This window comes from Streptomyces canus (genome assembly GCF_030815415.1).
Classification (GTDB): Bacteria; Actinomycetota; Actinomycetes; order Streptomycetales; family Streptomycetaceae; genus Streptomyces; species Streptomyces canus_F.
Genome location: NZ_JAUSWW010000001.1, coordinates 9,467,877 through 9,485,129 on the forward strand (window position 1 = coordinate 9,467,877; position 17,253 = coordinate 9,485,129).

Genomic DNA, 17,253 nt, shown 5'->3' on the forward strand with positions numbered 1-17,253 from the left:
CCGCTCCCCGAAGGAACCCCCACATGACCACGGCCCAAGACACCCCTCTGACCTCGCTCCCCGGCACCCGCCCGCCGGCCCACCGGATCACGGTGGCGGTGCCGGATGTCGAGGAGGCCACCGCCTTCCTCGCGGAACTGGCCGGACCCTCGGCCGTGGACCGGGACGGCGGCGCCGGCGTCGTCTCGTTCTCTCCCGGCATCGAGGTACGCCTCGTACCGACCGCGGCCGACGGCATCCCCGACACCCCGCCCCGGCTGGTCGACATCGGCACCAACCACCTCTGCCTGCGCGTCGGCGACATCGAGGCGGCCGTGGCCCACCTGGAACAGCTCCCCGGAGTCGACGTCCTGGGCGACATCATCACCATCCCCGAGGGCCCGATCCGCGGAAACCGGTGGATCTACTTCCGCGCCCCCTGGGGCACCCTCTTCGAACTGCAGCAGTGGCCCGACGTCCCCGGATACGCCGACACCACCGCCGAACGACTCCACCACGACCAGCGGCCGGCCGACGACGCGCCCCTGCCCACCCTGCTCGGCCTGGACCACACCGGCTACAGCGTCCAGAACCTCGACGCCACCATCGACCACCTCGTCACCCACCACCGGGCACGGGTCGTCCTGCGCACCGAGATCGCCGCCGACCGGGCCTTCATGCGCCGCCAGTTCGACCTCGACGTCGAGGGCACCTCGGCGATGGCCATGGTCGTCGTCGACGACGCCCTCAACCTCGAACTCTTCGAGCACGGCATCCCCGACCGGCAACCGCCGCGCTCCGTGGACCGCCTCGGCGGCAACCTCCTCGAACTGCACGCCCAGCCCCAGCCGGCCCCCACAGCGCACCACGCCGCCTTCGGACTCACCCTCCCCGGGCCGGTGACCACATGAAATTCGGCATCAACCTGCCCAACTTCGGCCCCCAGATGACGCCCGAGGGCATGCTCGCCTGGACCCGCGAGGCCGAACAGCTGGGCTTCGACACCGTCCTGGTCTCCGACCACCTCGCCCTCACCGACGACGCCCAGCGGCGCTCGCCCGCCCCCTTCCACGAGAGCCTCGCCACCCTCTCCTGGCTGGCCGGGCAGACCGAGACCATCCGTCTCGGCGCGGGTGTCCTCATCGCCTCCCACCGCCACCCGATCGCGCTCGCCCGGGCCACCGCCACCATCGACGGACTCAGCGGCGGCCGCCTCGTCGTCGGCGTCGGCGTCGGCTGGGCCCCGCGCGCCTTCGACGTCCTGGGCGTGGACTTCCGCAGACGCGGCGCCCTCACCGATCACACCCTGGACGTCCTGCTCGCGGCATGGACCTCCGACACCGTCACCCACCGCGGCCACCGGGTACACACCGCACCGCGGCCCGTACAGGACCCGCACCCGCCGCTGTGGATCGGCGGCAACGGACCACGCGCCCTGGAACGCGTCAACCGCGTCGGAACCGCCTGGCACCCGCTCCACCCCAGCCGACAGCTGTGCGCCCAGGCCGCCGGGGCCCTCGCGGACGGCAAACAGTTCGCCCCGAGGATCTTCTTCCTGCCCACCACCACCCCCGCCGACCCCGACTCCCGCCCGCTCGGCTACGGCACCCCCGACCAGATCCGCGCCGACATCGCCTTCCTGCGCGACCTCGGCGCCGACCACGTGGTCCTCGACACCGACCCCGGCGACCAGCGTCTGCGCAGGCACTGGAAGGAAGACCTGGAACTGATCCGGCTCGCCGCACACACCCTGGAGATCGGATGACCGCCCTGCGCGCGGTGACGGCCCGCGCCCTGCTCTTCGACATGGACGGCACCCTGGTCGACTCCGCCGACTCCATCGACCGTGTCTGGCGGGCGTTCGCCACCCGCCACCGCCTCGACGCCGCCACCGTGCTCGCCGCGCTGCCCGGCCGCACCGCCCCCGACATCGTCGCCGGGCTCCTCCCCGCGGCCGACCTCTCCGCCGTCAGCGCCGAAGTCGCCTGGATCCGGGAACGCGAGGAGGCCACCGCCGACACCGTCACCGAGATCCCGGGCGCGCGACGGCTGCTCACCTCCCTGCCCGCGCGCACCTGGGCCGTCGTCACCTCCGCCTCCCGCACCATGACCGAACGCCGCCTCACCGCCGCCGGACTGCCGCTGCCCGCCGTCGCCGTCTGCGCCGACGACGTCCGGGTCGGCAAACCCGACCCCGAGGGCTTCCGTGCCGCTGCCCGCCTCCTCGACGTGGACATCGCCGGCTGCCTCCTCTTCGAGGACTCCGCCCCCGGACTGCTCGCGGCCCGCCGCTCCGGCGGCACCCCCGTCGCCGTCGCCGCCCCCCTCGCAGAACCGGCCCCGTACCGCGTCGACGACCTCACCGCCGTCACCGCCCGCGTGAGCGACGGCCGTATCCACCTGGAGATCCGGCAGCCCCGGGCACACGCCGAACCGGCAGAGGGAATACGGCTGTGAGCACGCGGACCGTCACTCAGGACCGCGAGGACCAGGTACGTACTCAGGTCGCCGTCGACCTCGGAGGGACCTGGCTGCGGATCCGCACCGGGTCCGGCGAGACCATACGGCTCCCCGCGCCCAGCATCCTCAACCGGCCCGGCGAAGATCCGGCGGCACTCCTCGAGCAGCTGATCGAGACCCTGGCCGACATGGTGCCGGCGGACGCGCGGGCGGCGATGTCCTGCGGGGCCGCCATGGACGAGGAGCGGGGCGTGCTGCACGGCTCGGGCCCGCTGTGGGGCGGTGGTCCGGACCGGCCAGTCCCGCTCCGCGCGCTGCTCACCGCCCGCCGCCCGGACGTCAGCTGGCACCTGTTCAACGACGTCACGGCCGGCCTCGCGAGCTTCGTCGAGCGGTTCGCCCGCCCCCACCACCGGCGGGCCGTCTACCTCACGGTGAGCAGCGGCATCGCCCTGCGCACCGCCGACCTCACCGAACACTGCGTCCCGGTCGACGCCCACGGCATGCAGGGCGAGGTCGGCCACCTCCCGGCCGTCTCCAGCGCACCCGCGGCCGTCCGCGCGCTGACCTGCCCCTGCGGCGGCACCGGCCACGTCGCCGCCCTGGCCGCCGGACCCGCCCTGCCGCACGTCGCCGCCGCGCTCGGCATCGAACGTCCCGAGGACATCCGCGACACCCTCACCGCCCGGCTGCGGACCGGCGACCCCGCCGCCCTCCGCCTGCTCACCACCGTCGTGGAACCCGTCGCCGAAATCGTGCGCATGCTGCGCTGCCTGGACCCCCGTATCGATCTCATCGGCATCGGCGGCGGCTACGCGGAAGGCCTCGGCGAGTCCTACCGCGCCGAACTGGTCCGCCAGGTCAGCGAAGTGCGCAGCTACGCCGACCGCGACACCGACCGGCCCGGAGAGAGTCTGCGGCTGTGCCGCCCCGGCGAGGTGGACCCCCTGGCGGGCGCCGTCGCGCTCTCCCACGGCGCACTGACCGTCACCAAACACTGAGACCCGCCCCCTTGAACCGCCACTCCCTCCGGAAGGACCCCATGCCGGCCACGGCCACCCATCGCGCGATCGTCCGCCACGGCACCACCTGCCGCATCGAGGAGGTCCCCACCCCGGACCCCGGCGAGGGCGAACTCCTGCTCGCACCCGAGCACGTGAGCCTGTGCGGCACCGACATCCAGATCCTGCGGGGCGACCGCGACGACCCCTCACCCGTCGTCGGTCACGAGGGCGCCGCCCGAGTCGTCGCCGCCGGACCCGGCACCGACGGCTTCGCTCCCGGCGACCGGGTGCTCGTCAACCCCACCCACCCCGGTGACCCGTCCTTCCTCCTCGGCCACAACGTGCCGGGCCTCTTCCAGCAACGCGTCCTCATCGGCGCCTCAGCCGTCCGCGGCGGTCTCGTCTCCCCTCTCCCCGCAGACCTCCCCGCCGCCCGCGCCACCCTCGTCGAACCGTTCGCCGTCGTCCGCTACGCCCTCGCCTGCCTGGCCACCTCGGCCCCCGACACCCTCGTCGTCCACGGCGACGGCCTGACCGGCAACCTCGCCGCCCTGCTCGCGCCCCGCTTCCTCTTCCCCACGGTCCGTGTCGTCGTGGTCCACCGCACCGAGGCCGGCCTCAAATGGACCCAGACCCACGCCCCTCACGCGGTGAGCGTCCTCGACTCCGACCCCCTCGACCGGCACGTCACCGGCACCGCCGCGCTCCTCGTCACCACCCACCGCGGCGGAACCGTCCCCGCCGTCGAAGCCGCCGTCACCGCCCTCGGCGCACGCCTGGTCGCCATCCACCCCCTCGGCGGCGTCCCGCCCCGCGCCACCACCCCCTTGCTGCCCGGTGTCGACCTCGACGGCGTCCGCCGCGCCAACACCGGCGGCCCCTGGCCCCCGGCCACCACCACCTTCACCCGCCCCGGCCTGCGCGTCACCCTCAGCGGCAACCGCGGCGTCACCAACCCCCAACTCCTCGCCGCCGCCGAAGCCCTGCGCACCGACACCACCGCCGACCCGCTCCTCACCCACGTCCTGACCCTGGAGCCCGGCGTCGACCACCTCAACCGGATCATCGGCGACCGCACCCGCCTCGTCGACGACGAACTCGTCATCCGCCTCGTCATCGACCTGGGGAACGACTCCACGCACCAGGGAGCCGGATGAGAGCGTGGAGCCCTCGCCAAAACCCGTTGGCGGACCGCGGCGACCGCTGCTACCTTCGCGGAGGCCGTGCCGGAGACGAGGAGGTGGTACCCGTGAACGCAGTATCGACATGGGTGCTCCCCTCCGGGGTCGCGGTCGGACGATAGGTCGTCCGGGAGCGCCGTTCCAGCGCATTCCCGAAAGGCACGACCATGCGATTCACTTCCGAGCAGCGCCTCGACGACGGCGTCCTCGAACGCGAATTCACCCTCGGCGAGATCCCCGGCACCCTGTGGACCCCTGAATCCACCGCACCGGTCCCGCTGATCCTCATGGCCCACAACAACGGCCTGCCCAAGAGTCAGGACCGGCTGGTGGCCCGGGGCCGGCACACCGCGGCGAACGGCTACGCGGTGGCCACCATCGACGCCGCCGAGTGTGGCGACCGGCCCCGTTCCGCCGCAGGCGAGCAGACCCGCACCGACCTGCGCCGGGCGATGCAGGCCGGCGAGCCGGTCGACGAGATCTTCGAATCCCTCGTCGGCCCGCTGGTCGAGAACGCGGTCCCGGAATGGCGGACGACACTGGACGCCCTCCTGGCGCTGCCCGAGATCGGCGGCCCGGTCGGCTACTCGGGGTGGATGGCCCTCGGCATCCGGCTGGCGGTGGTCGAGCCACGCATCGCCGTCGCCGGTTTCTTCGCCGGGGGCTTCGTGCCCCGCGCCCAGCGCGAGGAGGCCCGTCAGGTCACCATTCCGCTGCTGCTCCTGCTGCAGTGGGACGACGAGGGCAACCCGCGACAGCGCGCCCTGGACCTGTTCGAGGCCTTCGGCACCAAGGAGAAGACGCTGCACGCCAACATGGGCGGACACACCGGCACCCCCTGGTTCGAGGGGGAGGACGCGAACCGGTTCTTCGGCCGGCACCTGAAGTGAGGCCAGGCCGTCAGGCAGGCATCGGACGGTAGTCCGTCCCGGCTTGACTGCCGCCATCGAGGACAGGCCCCGGCCCTCCTCGATGGCGGCACCCGGCCGGCTGGACGACAGCGGTCACGGACGGGCGCTGTCGACGGTGGACGAAGGCTCCCCGACCGGGGGCTGCTCGCCGCCCGCCTCTGAGGAGTGCTGTGCCGAGGCGGCGGGTGCCGGTTCCGCGGTCCTCTGCCTGGGCCATCTCCTGCCGCGCCCACCGGCACTCGTACCGGAGCCCCTGTTCCGGTGGCCTTCGACGCGAGGGTCGTCCGTGACGTCGTAGCGCTTCACGTACGCCCCGAGGAACGCCTGGAGTGTGGCGACCGCGGGGATGGAGATCAGGGCGCCGGCGGCTCCGAGGAGGGCGGTGCCGGCGATGACCGACCCGAAGGCGATCGCCGGGTGGATGTCGACGCTCCTGGCGGTCAGCTTGGGCTGCAGCACGTAGTTCTCGAACTGCTGGTAGATCACGACGAACACCAGCACCCACAGCGCGTACCAGGGGTCGACCGTGAACGCTATGAGCATGGGCAGGGCGCCCGCGAGATAGGTGCCGATGGTGGGGATGAACTGCGAGACCAGGCCCACCCACACGGCGAGCACCGGCGCGTAGGGAACGCCCAACGACTCCAGCAGGATGTAGTGCGCTATGCCCGAGACGAGCGCCATCAGGGCGCGTGAGTAGATGTAGCCGCCGGTCTTGTCGACGGCGATTTCCCAGGCGCGCAGCACTTCGGCCTGTTTGGCGGGCGGCAGGACGGAGCAGAGCGCGCGGCGCAGCCGGGGGCCGTCGGCGGCGAAGTAGAACGCGAACAGCGTGACCGTCAGCAGTTGGAAGAGTCCCCCGACGACCTGGGCGGAGACGTCCAGGACACCAGTGGCGCCGTTCTGGACGTAGTTGCGCAGCCAGTCGGAGCGGAGCAGGCCCTCCTGGACGTCCACGCGCCTCAGCTGGGTGTTGAAGTGGGTGTTGATCCAGCTGATGACGGAGTCGAGGTAGGCCGGGAAATCCTCGACGATCTTGATGACCTGCTCGGCGAGCATGGAGCCGAGCAGCGTGACGAAACCGGCCGTCACGACCACGAGGCCGAGGAAGACCAGGAAGGCGGCCAGTCCTCTGCGCATTCCCCGTGCGGCCATCCGGCTCACCGCGGGCTCGATGGCGAGCGCGAGGAAGAACGCGATGAGGATGTTGATCAGCAGGCCGAGGAGTCGGTGAAAGGCCCAGTCGGCCAGTTGGAACACGGCGACCAGGGCGAGCGCGAGCACGATGGCGCGCGGCAGCCAGCGCGGCATCCGCGCACCCGGCCAAGGGGCTTGCCCGGGTGGAGGCTGGGGGCTCGGCGCCGTGTCGGATGCGGATGCGTTCGGTGCGCCCTGAGCGGTCTCGTCTGTGCGTGCCACCGGGCAAGTCTCGCCCACGGCCCCTTGCGACCGGACGCCGCCCCGACCATGAGGGGAGGATGAGAAATTGTGTGACCCCGCCGCACCTGGGCAGACGCGGCCGTTATGAGCACCCCACACGCGAGCACGGTGGACGAGGCCACGGAGCAGAGCCCGGGTGTGCGAGCGGCGCCTCCGCTCGCCCCCTCATCGGCGCAACCGCGCAGACCCGCGGGGCGGGGCTTCTCGTCGGCGTCGCGTGGTGGGCGGGTGGCGGGGCTGGACGGACTGCGGACGGTCGCCGTGGTGCTGGTGATCGTCTATCACGTGGAGCCGGACCTGGTGCCCGGAGGGTCGGTGGGCGTCGACGTCTTCTTCACGCTCAGCGGATTCGTCATCACCCGGCTGCTGGTCGCCGAGTACGCCCGTACCGGTCGCATCGGCCTGGGGGCGTTCTACCGGCGGCGGTGGCGGCGGCTGGGGCCGGCCATGCTGGCGATGTGCGTGGTCACCGCTCTGCTGTCCGTGGCGCTTCCGCTGCCGCTGTTCGACGGTGCGTGGGTGGCGGCGGCGCTGGCCGCGGTATCGGTGGTCAATCTCGTACGGGCGGGGGAGCCCGGGCCGTACTCGGACCTCACCACCTCACTTGCCCACACCTGGTCCCTGGGGGTGGAGGAGCAGTTCTATCTGGCCTGGCCGCTCCTGCTGCTCGTACTGCTGCGACACGCGGCGGCGCGGACCGTGCTGGTCTGGGTCGCGGTGCTGTGCGTGCTGCCGGTGATCTGGCGGACGGTGCTCTGGGACCCGACGGCGGCGCACCGCATCTACAACGGCCCCGACACGCGAGCCGACCAACTCCTCGTGGGGGCTCTGCTGGCCGTCGTGCTGGCCCGACTGCGCGCGGACGACCCCCGGCTGGCGCTGCTGCGCCACTGGGCGGGACGGTTGTGCGGGCCCGCGCTCGCGCTGCTGGGGCTGATCGCCTGGCAGATCCCGATCACCGGAGCGAGCGGATGGAACCCTGTCTGGTACACGGTCGGGTTCCTGGCCACCGCCGTGGTGTCGGCCACGGTGGTGGCAGCACTCGACCTGTGTCCGCGGGCATGGCCCTCCCATCTGCTGTCGACGTCCGCACCGGCCTGGGTCGGACGCAACCTCAGCTACGGGATGTACCTGTGGCACTACCCCGTCATCCGGCTGCTCTCCGACCTCGGCGTGCACGGCGACCGGCTGCTTCCCGCCGGCCTCGCGACGACGGCCGTGGCGGCCCTGGCCTCGTACGCCCTCGTCGAACGGCCCCTGCTGCGACGCGACCCGATCCGCATGCGTCGATGGGAGCCGGTGGTCGCCGCGGAGCGTTCCTCCGCCTTGTGACCGGCACTCGCCGCGTTCATGGCGCCGACATTTCCGAGGCCGGATCCACCGTGGATGCCTCCTGCACCTCGATGTGCGAGCCCATGATGACCGTGCGGTCGCGGGGGAGGCTGAAGTACTCGGCGGCGTCAGCCGTGATGCAGGAGGTGGCGATGAACAGCCGCTTGGGCCGGGTCGAGCATGGCCAGGGTGCCGGGAACGTCCGGTGTCTCCATGTAGCCGAGCGGGCAGTGACATGGACGATCCCGTCGTCGGCGTAGCCGAGGTCGTCCACGACGATCCGCTGCTCGGCGGGCACCTGGGGCACGGGCTCGGTTTTGATGGAGAGGATCACGACCTGCTCGTGCCGCACGTGGTTGTGCTCGACGTTGGCCCGCATGGCGAGCGGTGCGGTCTCCTTGTCCCGGTTGAGGAAGACGGCGGTGCCGGGAACCCGGCGCGTGACGGCCTCGCCGCTTCGGAGGTCGTCGACGAACTCGGGCAGCGATCCTTCGGCGCGGGCCCGCTGTTCGGTGACCAGTTCGCGGCCGCGCTGCCAGGTCGTCATGACGGTGAAGGCCGTGAGGCCGATGAGCAGCGGCAGCCAGGCGCCGTGCACGAGCTTGGTCATGTTGGCCGCCACGAACAGCAGGTCCACGAAGAGGAGCAGGCCTCCGCCGATGCCGATCAGCCACGTGGGCGTGCCCCACTTGGCGTGGGCGACGTACAGGAACAGCAGGGTGGTGATGGTGATGGTGCCGGTGACCGCCATGCCGAAGGCGTAGGCCAGCTCCGCGGAGGAGCGGAAGGCGAAGACCAGGGTGAGGACCGAGACCATCAGCAGCCAGTTGATCCAGGGGACGTAGATCTGGCCGATGGTCGATTCGGAAGTGTGGGCGATGCGCAGCCTCGGCAGATAGCCCAGCTGGGCGGCCTGGGAGGCGACCGAGTACGCGCCGGTGATCACGGCCTGCGAGGCGATCACGGTCGCCGCCGTCGCGAGCAGGACCATCGGCCAGCGCCCCCAGTCGGGTACGAGCAGGAAGAACGGGCTGCTGATGTTGTCCGGATCTTCGAGGATCAGGGCGCCCTGACCCATGTAGCTCAGGACGCAGGCGGGCAGTACGAGGCACAGCCAGCCCCGGGTGATCGCCCGGCGGCCGAAGCGGCCCATGCCGGCGTAGAGCGCCTCGGCGCCCGTGACGGCGAGCACGATCGCGGCCAGGGCGAAGAACGCGGTGCCCCAGTGGCCGAACAGGAAGCCCGACGCATACGTCGGAGACAGCGCCCTGAGGATGCCCGGATGGTCGGTGATGCCGACGACGCCGCACGTGCCGATGGCCAGGAACCAGACGATCATGACCGGCCCGAACACCCGTCCCACCGCCGCCGTTCCCCTGCGCTGCACCAGGAAGAGGAGCACGAGGATCACCGCGGTGATGGGCACGACCGCGTCCTTCAGGGATGGCTCGACGACCTTGAGTCCCTCGACCGCGGACAGCACCGAGATCGCGGGAGTGATCATGCTGTCGCCGAAGAAGAGCGACGCGCCGAAGATGCCGAGCGCGGCCAGGACGACGGCCGCTCTGCGACCCCGCTGGGAACTCCATCGTCGCAGCAGGGGCTGATGAGCGCCATGATGCCGCCCTCGCCGTCGTTGTCGGCGCGCATCGCCAGCAGGATGTAGGTGACCGTGACGATGATCATCACCGACCAGAACACCAGCGACACCACCCCGTACACGTTGTCCGTGCTGACCGGGACGGGGTGTGGGTCGGCGGGGTTGAACACCGTCTGGAGCGTGTAGATCGGGCTGGTCCCGATGTCACCGAAGACCATCCCGAGCGCACCGATGACCACGGCCAGACGCACCGTGTCACGCGCTCTCGCTCGCGACGCGGCTCCGTCGTCCGACTCGGTTCCCTGCCGGTGCTCGGCCATGGCGCTCCTCCTGGGGACCGCCGATCTGCGGACCCGGGGCACGGAGCGGACGATACAGATCCCGTGGCCGCACGCTCGGCAGGGGCGGCACCCATCGCCCCGGAGCCTGACGACGGTGCGCACGACCGGCAAGGTGGTCAGGTGCTGCGTGGACCGCCGGAGGCCCGGCGCCGCCGAACCGTGTACGCACCTGCCAGCGCAACGGCCCCGACGACAAGGCCGACGCCGAGCACCACTTCGAAGTCGGCGGGTCCCGTGCCGCCTCCGACGCCGCCCTGGACGCCGCGGGTGGGGAGAGCGGTGACGGCCACCGCGGCCGCGGTGCTCCTGCGGGGGAGGACCTCGCAGGCGATGCCGTCGTCCGGTCCCTGGTCCTCGTCCAGCCGGTACGGGTCGCTGAGGTTGCGGTCGAACTCCGCTTGCGCGTCCTCCTGGTAGACGAAGTCACTGCAGTTCAGGTCGGCTTGAGCGTGTGCGAGGCCGTTGAGCGGGCCGGTGGCGAGGATGACCGTCGCGGCGAGGACGCAGGTGGTGCGTATTCCCATGAACATCTCCTTGAGGGTGGTGGTCGTCACCGTGACCCTAGGAACGCAGCCCATGTCCGGCGCGCGCTGCTGCGCTGAATGGCGGCGCGAAACGCACGGCGCAGAAGCAGCGCGAAGCCCGCTCGGCTGCGGCTTCCGGGCCAGGATGGGTGGACCTGCGGTGTTTGTTCGGCGCCCAGACGTGTACGCGTAAGGCATGACCGAGTCGCAGCAGGAAACAGAGCGCAAGTACGAGGCCCCGTCGGCTGACGACACGACCTGGCTGCCCGACCTCGCCGGTGTGGGCGGGATCGCGTCCGTCGTGGACCGGGGCACCGAGGATCTGGACGCCGTGTACTACGACACCGTCGACCTGCGTCTGGCCGGCGCCTCGGTCACGCTCCGCAGGAGGACGGGCGGGACGGACGCGGGTTGGCATCTCAAGCTGCCGCTGTCGGGAGACAGCCGGGAAGAGGTGCGGGCCCCGCTCTCCGACACCCTTCCGGACGCGCTGCGCGACCTGGCTCTCTCCCGTACCCGGGGGGCGGAGCTGCGGCCGGTCGTCCGGATCCGTTCCACTCGTGGTGTGCGGCAGCTCGTCGGTTCGCAGGGCGCCGTCCTCGCCGAGCTGAGCATCGACGCGGTCCGTGCCGAGGCACTGCTGGCCACCGGCACGCGCGCCACCTCCTGGACCGAGATGGAGGTCGAGCTCGCACCGGACGCCGATCCGGCCCTTTTGGACGTCGTGGACAAGACGCTGCGCAAGAGCGGCGTGCATCGTGCCGACTCTCCGTCCAAGCTGGCCCGGGCCCTGGAGGAGACGGCGGTCGGAGCGCCCCGGGTGCCGGACGCACCCGCCGGAGAGACCGTGGTCCGCGGATCCGCCGGCGAAGCGGTCCTCGGATATGTGGCCGAACAGATCCGCACCCTGGTGGCGCTGGACCCCGCGGTACGGCGTGACGTGCCCGACTCCGTGCACAAGATGCGCGTCGCCGCTCGTCGGCTGCGCAGTGTCCTGCGTTCCTACCGTCCGGTCCTGGACCGGAAGACCACTGATCCGCTCCGCAAGGAGCTCAAGTGGCTGGGCGGTGAGCTGGGCGCGGAACGCGACCAGGAGGTCCTTCTGGCACGGCTGAGTACGAAGGTCGAGGCGGTGCCTGCAGAGTTGGCCTTCGGGCCCGTTTCGGCACGGCTGCAGATCTGGGACGCCGACAAGAGTTCCAAGGCCCGGCGGCGCACTCTCGACGCCCTGAAATCAGACCGCTACCTGGCCCTTCTGGACTCACTGACAACGCTCACGGAACGGCCCCCGCTCCGCGCCAAGGCCGCCCGGAAACCGAAGAAGGTCACGGCCAAGGCCATCGTGAAGGACTACGGCCGGCTGTCCGCCCGCATGACACACGCGCTGGACCTCTCGCCGGGCCCGGATCGCGACAGGGCCCTTCACGAGGCCCGCAAGGCGGCCAAACGGACGCGGTACGCCACGGAGCCGGCGCGTGCCGCCCTCGGAAAGCCCGCCAAGCGTCTCGGCAAGCGGGTCAAGGCTGTCCAGAAGGTGCTCGGGGACCACCAGGACAGCGTCGTGGCACGGGATGCCCTGCGGAAGATCGCCCTGGCAGCCCACGTGGCCGGCGAAACCGGCTTCGTCTGGGGTCTGCTGTACGGACAGGAGCAAGCCGTGGCCGACCGGCGCGAACGGGAGCTGCCGGCCGTATGGGCCGACGCGTCGCGGAGCGGCCTGCGCAAGGCGCTCGACCACTGAGTGCCAGTTCGGTTCCGTCCAGTTCGACGGCCCCGGTGTCCGGGTCGGCGCGGCGGCTCAGACAGCGCAGCAGCGCCGTCGCGTCGGCCGGATCGGTGGCGATGACACCGACCGCCTCGCCGGGCGTGATGTCGAGATCGACGTCGCGCAGTGGCCCGTACGACAGACCGCGCAACCGCAGCCGGCCCTCCACCCGCTGCGGCACGGTGCTTGTGGCGGACGGTCTTGACGCTACGGCGTGGTCGCCACCGAGGACTTCGGCGATACGGGCGGCGGACGCGCGGCCTTGGGCCAACGTCGCGTTGACCCAGGAGAACTCGGAGAGCGGACCGATGAGGAACAGCGCCAGCGCGACGGAGGTGACCAGCTCGCCGAGGCCGATGTCGCCGCGTGCGGCCAGGCGTCCGCCGACGAGCACGACCAGGGCCAGGAACGCGCCGGTGAGCATGGTCACGACCCCGCTCTGCCAGGCCTCGGCGCGGCCGCGCGCAAGGTGGCGGTGAGCGAGTCCCGGCTCACCCGCCGGTAGCGGGCGACGGCCGCCTGCTCGGCGCCGATGCCCTTGAGTACGCGCAGCCCGGCCACGAGGTCCGCCGCGACGCCCGAGGCGCGCGCCGCGCGCTCCTGCTCGGTCTCGCTGCGCCGCTCCAGCGGTTTGCTCAGCAGGTGGACCAGCCACAGCACCAGGGGGGTACCCAACAGGACGAGGAGCCCGAGGGGCACGGACACCCGCAGCAGCACGACCGCGCCGACCGCCAGGCCGGTCGTGGCCGCGACGCCGACGACGAGAGCCATGGTCCCGCGGTCATGAGCTGTCGGCCACGGATGTCACCGTGGCGTACGAGGGCGTGGTTGTCGTGCATGGCGCACTGACGGCCCACCAGGGCGCGTGCCGCGTGGGGTGCCACCAGGCCCACGAACCGACGCGGCGGGCGTCCTCGGTGGCCACGTTCGCCGCGGCGGTCACGGAGGCACCTTCGCCGGCGCGGGCGCCGAAGCGGAAACTGAACGACAGCCCGACGTAGACGATGGGCTGCTAGAGATGGGCGGCAGATGGATTTGATAGGCACGGTCATGCGCCCCGAACCCGCTTAGTGTGACACCGCGTTTTGGCCCGTGACGGCTCCGTCGTCGCGGACTACGTCGACCTCGAGACGCGGACGAACCCCGATGGTCGCGAGCAGTACTCCAACCCGTTCAACCGTGGTGTGCACCACGGGCGGCACCACCTCCACGGAGTTCGTGATGCCGACGATCGAGAACGACCGCGACGGGGTGCCCACCGGTATCGCCCGGGCCGCCGACGGCACGACCTACGTCGCGGGCCTTGGCGTCTACGCGGGCCAGTCGCGGATCTACAAGGTCGGCCCCAACGGCCCCGAGGCCTGGGTCTCCGGCCTGACCAACGTGGTGGACCTCGCCGTCGCCCCGAACGGCGATCTGATCGCTCTGACGTACACCCCGGGCTACATCGGGAACCCGCCGCAGCCGAGCAAGGTCCTGAAGATAGACCCCGCCACCAAGGCGGTCACCGAGATCCCGACCGGCGACAAGGTGATCATGGGGGCCGGGCTCGACGTCAACCGCAACGGCCAGATCCTCGGTGTCAGTAGGTCAGGCTCAGCAGCTCGCCGTCGGTTCCTCGGGCGTTGTTGACGATGACGGTGCGACCAGCACCGGAGGGGCCGTTCATGCATCCCGACGACCCCGACGAGAGCGGCCAAGGCCCATCTCGCGCGCAAAAGGCTTTGAGCGAGCCCGCACCCCGATGCTACTTTCGCGGTGGACCGTGAAGTCGTCGTATGGAGGTGAGCCCCGTGAACACAGTTACCCATGGGTGCTCCCCCAACCCGTCACGGTCCGGCGGCTGACGATCGGTGTCGCCAGGAGCGCCTGAGATCGAGGCACTCCTGGAGGGAGACTCCGATGAACACAAAACCTTTCACCTCAGGCCTGGGCGAGAACGCCGTGATGATCACGCGCGTCGCGGACAGGCAATGGCACGCACTCGACGACGACCTGGTGGTCGGTCGCGGGCACGCGGTGCACCGGCCCGACGGACGCTTGTTCGTCAGCATCGACGCCTGGCACGACGCCGTCTTCGACCGTCTCGCCGAAGCGATGCTGACGCAACTGCCCTCCCCGCTGCACACGGTGGTCGACGAAGCCGACGTCGACCTGATGGCCGGCTGGCGGCGGGCCGGGTTCACGATCCGGCGCCGCGAGTGGGAGTACGCCGTACCGACCGACCCCCGTGCCACAGGGCTCGACGAAGTCCTGCCGCCGGGCGTGACGATCGTGCCCGCCGGTCAGGCGGACGAGGACCTGCTGAGGGCGGTGGACCGTGCGATCCGTGACGAGGTCGAGGCGACCGTCGGGTGGCAGTCGATGCCCGCGGAGGTGATTCCGCGCCCCGAAGGCGACACCATCGTCGACCCGTCGAAGTACGCGGTCGCCGCGGCGCCCGGCCGCTACCTGGGCCTGATCCGGGTGGTGACGGTGATCCGGCCGCGCATCGGACTGATCGCGGTCCGGGCCGGCGAGCAGCGCCGCGGCATCGGGCGGGCACTGCTGGCCCACACGCTGGGGACGCTGCACCGTTCCGGGTTCACTGAGGCCTGGACCGAGGTCCAGGAGTCCAACCACGCGGCCTCGGCGCTGTTCGAGGGCATCGGCGCCCGGCCGATGAGCAGCAACCTGGAGCTGGTGCGATGACGAAGAGCAAGAACGTCATCGAAGTCGAGGGCAAGGTCGTCGAGTGCCTGCGCAGCGCCATGTTCACCGTGCAGCTCGAGAACGGCCACCAGGTGCTCGCGCACATCAGCGGGAAGATCCGCAAGAACTACATCAAGATCATGCTGGAGGACCGGGTGCTGGTGGAACTCCCGCCGTACGACCTGACGCGCGGCCGGATCGTGTTCCGGTACCGGAACTAGCGGCGGCCGGTACCTTCCGCGACAACTGATCCCGAGGCCCCGGTCACCGCGCTTGCCTGACCGGGGCCTTGATGAGGGCCCGGGTTCGCGTCCCGTCGCCTCAACTCTCCGGGGCTTGCGACCGCACAGACTTCCGAGCCCTGGCACGGGGACCCCAGGGGGTGTTCGCCACGGTCGCAGGGGAGGCGAGCCCCAGAGCGGCGTTGTCCTTGCCCTCCCGCATGTGGTCCAGCCAACGTTCGTACCAGGCGAGGAAGTCGGAGGCCGAGGAGACGTTCGGCGGCCAGAAGCCGTCCGCGTTGCCGACGAGGACGCGGCCGGTGAGGGGACCGGTCACGCCGATGAGGCACAGGTCGGTGCCGCCCATCTCGACGATGTGGAGGAACAGGTCTCCTCGCAGCGCTTCCGGATGGCTCACGTGATGGAACCCCCGCGGGGCGCCGTCCGGAGGCTGCCGGTCCATGGTGTACAGCCTGCACTCCTCCAGCGGAAGCAGACCGCCGAAGGGGCCGGCACCGCTGCCCCCGAGCTCGACAAGGAACTCTCGGTAGGCCGACGGCAATGCGATGTGGTGTTCGCCCTCGAAGGCGTCCACCCGCGCGGCCCTGATACGCGGGCCGACGCGAAATCCGTGACACTCTGCGCCCGACGAATAGCTGCGCTGCACCTGGTACGGCACCTTCGCCAGCTTGGAGCGTATGCGCGATATGCGGGAGTCCATCGGAGGATCGCTTCTCTCGTCCGCCGCCACTGTACAGCGGCACCTGAACGACACCGGAGCGCTTCGCGAGTCGCCGGCGGAGGGTGGCCTCGCGAACGGCGGATCTCGGCTTGGCTACGGTTGCCTCGCATGACCCATACCGAGATCGAGATCACGGCGGAGCTGGTCCGGGACTTGCTGCGTGACCAGCACCCTGACCTGGCCGATCACCCCCTGAAGCTCGGCGCGCTGGGGTGGGACAACCAGCTGTGGCGCCTCGGAGACGACCTCGCCGTCCGGCTGCCCTGGGCGACGCAGTCCGCGGACGACCTGCTGCGCAAGGAGCACACCTGGCTGCCGTCGCTCGCCCCGCACCTTCCGCTGCCGGTCCCGGTCCCGCAGCGCCTCGGTGAGCCCTCCGAGCGGTTTCCGCGCCCCTGGATCGTCACCACCTGGGTGCCGGGCGAGCCCGCCGACCGTGCCCCGGCCACACGTGCCGTGGAGGCGGCCGACGCCCTGGCCGCCTTCCTGACGGCTCTGCACCGACCCGCGCCCACCGGGGCTCCCGCCGGCCGCGACCGGGGCGGGCCGTTGGCCGACCATGCCGAGGGGTTCGCCAGGATGTTCGGCTCGGCCACCGAGCTGGGGCTGATCCGCGACCCGGACGCCGTCCGCGCGGTCTGGGAAGACGCCGTCGCGGCCCCCGACTGGGCGGGTCCGGACCTGTGGCTCCATGGCGACCTGCATCCGGCCAACGTGCTCACCGCGGACGGCACCATCTGCGGTGTGATCGACTTCGGTGACCTCTTCGCCGGCGATCCGGCCTGCGACCTAGCCGCCCCGTGGATACTCCTGCCGGACGGCGCCGTCGACGGCTTCTACGACACCTACCGCCCGACCCCGGACGCCGCGACCCTGCGCCGCGCCCGCGGCTGGGCGGTGCTGCGTGCCCTCGCCTGCATCCACATCGCGGACGCCGGCGTCCACGGCCGCCCCGGCGGCAAGCCCACCTGGGGCCCACCCGCCCACGCCGCACTACGCCGCCTGACCGCGACGGCCCACCGCTGACCCCACCCTGGCCGAGGTGACCTGGGCCCGGTGGGC

17 protein-coding genes and 1 pseudogene are annotated in these 17,253 nt (G+C 71.4%); 12 read left to right on the forward strand and 6 right to left on the reverse strand.

Translation table 11 applies throughout. The features are described from left to right. Positions 1-23: 23 nt before the first annotated feature. The 6 genes from QF037_RS43940 (at position 24) to QF037_RS43965 (ending at position 5,514) form a co-directional block, all read left to right on the forward strand. The gene (locus QF037_RS43940) at positions 24-890 is read left to right on the forward strand and encodes a VOC family protein (protein ID WP_307035279.1); all 867 of its coding nucleotides are present in this window, start codon (positions 24-26) and stop codon (positions 888-890) included. Beyond that, the gene (locus QF037_RS43945) at positions 887-1,744 is read left to right on the forward strand and encodes a TIGR03619 family F420-dependent LLM class oxidoreductase (protein WP_307035281.1); all 858 of its coding nucleotides are present in this window, start codon (positions 887-889) and stop codon (positions 1,742-1,744) included. Before QF037_RS43940 ends, QF037_RS43945 begins: the two co-directional genes overlap by 4 nt. Continuing rightward, positions 1,741-2,436: an HAD-IA family hydrolase gene (locus QF037_RS43950; RefSeq protein ID WP_307035283.1), complete on the forward strand. Its 696-nt coding sequence runs from the start codon at positions 1,741-1,743 to the stop codon at positions 2,434-2,436. The genes QF037_RS43945 and QF037_RS43950 overlap by 4 nt, the downstream gene beginning before the upstream one ends. Beyond that, the gene (locus QF037_RS43955; protein ID WP_307035285.1) at positions 2,433-3,440 is read left to right on the forward strand and encodes an ROK family protein; all 1,008 of its coding nucleotides are present in this window, start codon (positions 2,433-2,435) and stop codon (positions 3,438-3,440) included. The genes QF037_RS43950 and QF037_RS43955 overlap by 4 nt, the downstream gene beginning before the upstream one ends. Before the next feature lie 41 nt (positions 3,441-3,481). Then, positions 3,482-4,600, forward strand: coding sequence for an alcohol dehydrogenase catalytic domain-containing protein (locus QF037_RS43960; protein WP_307035287.1), 1,119 nt, complete (start codon positions 3,482-3,484; stop codon positions 4,598-4,600). A gap of 191 nt (positions 4,601-4,791) precedes the next feature. Continuing rightward, a complete protein-coding gene (locus tag QF037_RS43965) occupies positions 4,792-5,514 on the forward strand; it encodes a dienelactone hydrolase family protein (protein WP_307035290.1) in 723 nt (240 codons plus the stop codon). 114 nt (positions 5,515-5,628) lie between these two features. On the opposite strand, the gene QF037_RS43970 is transcribed toward QF037_RS43965, so the two are convergent. Continuing rightward, complete coding sequence (locus tag QF037_RS43970; RefSeq protein WP_307035292.1) at positions 5,629-6,954, reverse strand: AI-2E family transporter; 1,326 nt, start codon at positions 6,952-6,954, stop codon at positions 5,629-5,631. A 105-nt stretch (positions 6,955-7,059) separates the two neighbouring features. Here QF037_RS43970 and QF037_RS43975 point away from each other — a divergent pair, with 105 nt between their 5' ends. Continuing rightward, a complete protein-coding gene (locus QF037_RS43975; protein ID WP_307035294.1) occupies positions 7,060-8,307 on the forward strand; it encodes an acyltransferase family protein in 1,248 nt (415 codons plus the stop codon). A gap of 16 nt (positions 8,308-8,323) precedes the next feature. Here QF037_RS43975 and QF037_RS43980 read toward each other — a convergent pair whose 3' ends face one another. From QF037_RS43980 to QF037_RS43990, 3 genes are all read right to left on the reverse strand, one after another. Continuing rightward, positions 8,324-9,907 carry a KUP/HAK/KT family potassium transporter gene (locus QF037_RS43980; RefSeq protein ID WP_307037682.1) on the reverse strand — a complete coding sequence of 528 codons (1,584 nt, stop codon included), beginning with the start codon at positions 9,905-9,907 and terminating at the stop codon, positions 8,324-8,326. After that, positions 9,808-10,227 carry a KUP/HAK/KT family potassium transporter gene (locus QF037_RS43985; RefSeq protein ID WP_307035296.1) on the reverse strand — a complete coding sequence of 140 codons (420 nt, stop codon included), beginning with the start codon at positions 10,225-10,227 and terminating at the stop codon, positions 9,808-9,810. The genes QF037_RS43980 and QF037_RS43985 overlap by 100 nt, the downstream gene beginning before the upstream one ends. Before the next feature lie 137 nt (positions 10,228-10,364). After that, positions 10,365-10,772 (reverse strand): hypothetical protein, encoded by a 408-nt coding sequence (locus QF037_RS43990; RefSeq protein WP_307035298.1) that lies wholly within the window; start codon positions 10,770-10,772, stop codon positions 10,365-10,367. 196 nt (positions 10,773-10,968) lie between these two features. Between QF037_RS43990 and QF037_RS43995 the strand changes: the two genes are divergently transcribed. Beyond that, a complete protein-coding gene (locus QF037_RS43995) occupies positions 10,969-12,513 on the forward strand; it encodes a CYTH and CHAD domain-containing protein (protein ID WP_307035299.1) in 1,545 nt (514 codons plus the stop codon). Here the strand turns inward: QF037_RS43995 and QF037_RS44000 are convergent. Next, positions 12,509-13,543: pseudogene (locus tag QF037_RS44000) on the reverse strand (ABC transporter transmembrane domain-containing protein); the annotation flags it as partial. The gene QF037_RS43995 and the pseudogene QF037_RS44000 sit on opposite strands and share 5 nt — an antisense overlap. Positions 13,544-13,716: 173 nt before the next feature. Between QF037_RS44000 and QF037_RS44010 the strand changes: the two are divergent. The 3 genes from QF037_RS44010 (at position 13,717) to infA (ending at position 15,449) form a co-directional block, all read left to right on the forward strand. Beyond that, the gene (locus tag QF037_RS44010; RefSeq protein ID WP_307035303.1) at positions 13,717-14,169 is read left to right on the forward strand and encodes a hypothetical protein; all 453 of its coding nucleotides are present in this window, start codon (positions 13,717-13,719) and stop codon (positions 14,167-14,169) included. Positions 14,170-14,439: 270 nt separating this feature from the next. Continuing rightward, positions 14,440-15,228 (forward strand): GNAT family N-acetyltransferase, encoded by a 789-nt coding sequence (locus QF037_RS44015; protein ID WP_307035305.1) that lies wholly within the window; start codon positions 14,440-14,442, stop codon positions 15,226-15,228. Continuing rightward, the gene (gene infA / locus QF037_RS44020; protein WP_307035307.1) at positions 15,225-15,449 is read left to right on the forward strand and encodes a translation initiation factor IF-1; all 225 of its coding nucleotides are present in this window, start codon (positions 15,225-15,227) and stop codon (positions 15,447-15,449) included. Before QF037_RS44015 ends, infA begins: the two co-directional genes overlap by 4 nt. 100 nt (positions 15,450-15,549) lie before the next feature. On the opposite strand, the gene QF037_RS44025 is transcribed toward infA, so the two are convergent. Next, the gene (locus QF037_RS44025) at positions 15,550-16,170 is read right to left on the reverse strand and encodes an SMI1/KNR4 family protein (RefSeq protein WP_307035309.1); all 621 of its coding nucleotides are present in this window, start codon (positions 16,168-16,170) and stop codon (positions 15,550-15,552) included. A 129-nt stretch (positions 16,171-16,299) separates the two neighbouring features. Here QF037_RS44025 and QF037_RS44030 point away from each other — a divergent pair, with 129 nt between their 5' ends. After that, on the forward strand, positions 16,300-17,217 hold the full coding sequence (locus QF037_RS44030) for an aminoglycoside phosphotransferase family protein (RefSeq protein ID WP_307035311.1): 918 nt from the start codon (positions 16,300-16,302) through the stop codon (positions 17,215-17,217). The last annotated feature ends 36 nt before the right edge of the window (positions 17,218-17,253 follow it).